Here is a 2,270-nt window from a genome sequence, read left to right on the forward strand (position 1 = left end):
TCAGCCGGCCCTGATGCGCGAGAAAATGTTGCGCGAAAACCCAGAGCGCGGTTTTAGAAGCGTTTTCCTGGCGGCTAAACATCGATTCACCGCAAAAAATTTGCCCCAGCGCCAAACCATACATCCCGCCGACCAGTTGCTGATCGCACCAGACTTCGATCGAATGTGCATGGCCCAGTTCGTACAACCGTAGCCACGCACGTTTCACTTCAAACGTAATCCACGTACCTTCCTGTCGACCGCTTGCGCAGCCTTCCAGCACCTGCGGAAACGCATGATTCATGGTGACGCGATACGGTGAGCGCTTATGGAAGCGCGCCATACTACGGCTGAGATGGAAAGATTCTGGCAGCATTACCGCGCGGGGATCCGGCGACCACCAAAGAATCGGATCGCCCGGAGAAAACCACGGAAAAATGCCACGCTGATAAGCATTCATCAGGCGAGCAGGGGAGAGATCGCCGCCCATCGCCAATAATCCATTGGGCTCGCGCAGCGCCATTTCCGGTGGTGGGAAATTTAATGAATCTCGTGAAAGCTGTATCAGTCTCATTGCGTCAATCACACTCAGGGCTGTTGGCTAAGACTATAGCGTAAAGCGCTGATGGAAACGCCAGTAGCGGCCTGCTTTTGAGATTAATTCGGCGTGCGAACCGGATTCAATAATCTGTCCCTGATCCATAACGCAAATACGGTCCATGGCATCTAAACCGCTTAAGCGATGCGTCACCATAATCAGCGTTTTACCACGGGTGACGTGCTGCAATAGCGTCAGAATCTGCTGCTCGGTGCTGGCATCAAGACCTTCAGTGGGTTCATCCAGCAGCCACAAATCGCCATCGTGCAACAGAGCGCGCGCAATTGCCAGACGACGCAGTTCACCGCCAGATAACGGTCGACCGCCATCGCCCATCCATGCGTTCAATCCTTCGTTGTGCTCGGCCAGATGAGCCAGACCGACCTTGTTTAATGCATCAACCAGTTGCTCATCACTGGCATCAGGTTTTGCCAGCAACAGATTATCGCGCAGCGTTTGGCTAAACAGATGCACGCGCTGTGTTACCACGCTAATGCGGCTGCGCAGCGAAGCTTCATCCCATAAAGCGATATCGCTATCGTTCAGGCTAATCGAACCTTGTTGCGCTTCCCAACCTCGGGTAATCATCGCCAGCAGGCTGGATTTGCCGCAGCCGGTTGGACCGAGCAGCGCCAGATGTTCGCCTGCATTTAGCGATAAAGAGAAATTCTGCAACACCGGTTCAGGACGCTGCGGATAGCTGAAAATGATGTTTTCCATTTTCAGGTTAATACCTGAAGCACTACTGATTTTAGCGTTGGGAAAACGGATTGCGGCGGGCTGTTCAATGATTTCCTGAACCCGCTTAGCGGCGCTGGTCACCTGCGAAAGCGGCAGAAACGCTCCGGCAACCGGGGCCAGCGCTTCAAATGCCGCCAGTCCGCAGAACACAAACAGCGCGATAAATGCGCCCGGTGCACTGTTTCCCCCTACGCCATTGGCGGAGATCCATAACAACAGCGTCACCGTTGCGCCGCTGATGACCAGCAGCAGACTTTGCGCCAGCGCCTGCAGGCGATGTTGTCTGCGTTGCGCCTGCTGCCAGTTGAGTTCTTCGCGATCAAGCTGGGCGCGCCACAGATGTGCAGCGCCATAAATTTTCAGCTCGGACAGACCGGTAATCCAGTGCGTCAACTGCATGCGCCAGCTGGCCTGATGCTGGGCAATCTGGTATCCGGCTGAAGTGCCAAGCCGCCAGAACAGCGGCGGCATGAGCAACAGCGTTAGTAGCATAATGCCGCCGAGCAGCAAAGCTAAGGGTACATCCAGTAGCGCCAAACCGCAGGTGACCACCACAATCACTACGGCTGCGCCAATTAACGGCGAGATCACACGCAGGTAGAGATGGTCGAGTGTATCTACGTCGCTGACAAAACGGTTGAGTAACTCGCCCTGACGAAAACGAGCCAGCTGTTCTGGCGCGAGGGCGATAAGTTTGCAAAAGGTAAATACGCGCAAATGTTGCAGTACGCGGAAGGTGGCATCGTGGCTCACCAGGCGCTCAAAATAACGTGCAGCTGTGCGGGTGATCGCCGCGCCACGTACGCCAGCTGCGGGCAACATATAGTTGAACGTGTAAAGTCCCGCAACACCCGCCAAAGAAGAGGCGGCGAGGAACCAGCCGGATAAGGTCAGTAATCCAATACTGGCAAGCAAGGTGACGATGGCAAGAACAACGCCAAGCCCTAAACGC

2 protein-coding genes are annotated in these 2,270 nt (G+C 55.0%); both read right to left on the reverse strand.

The window, feature by feature from the left end:
- Positions 1–553 (reverse strand): leucyl/phenylalanyl-tRNA--protein transferase (gene aat, locus RTY00_RS23785; RefSeq protein WP_312666612.1); only part of this gene is annotated, 553 nt, incomplete at its 3' end.
- Positions 554–586: 33 nt separating this feature from the next.
- Positions 587–2,270: heme ABC transporter ATP-binding protein/permease CydC (gene cydC, locus RTY00_RS23790; protein ID WP_312666613.1), on the reverse strand; the 1,684-nt coding region annotated here is incomplete at its 5' end.

This window comes from Pantoea sp. CTOTU49201 (assembly GCF_032054795.1).
Taxonomy (GTDB): Bacteria; Pseudomonadota; Gammaproteobacteria; order Enterobacterales; family Enterobacteriaceae; genus Pantoea; species Pantoea symbiotica.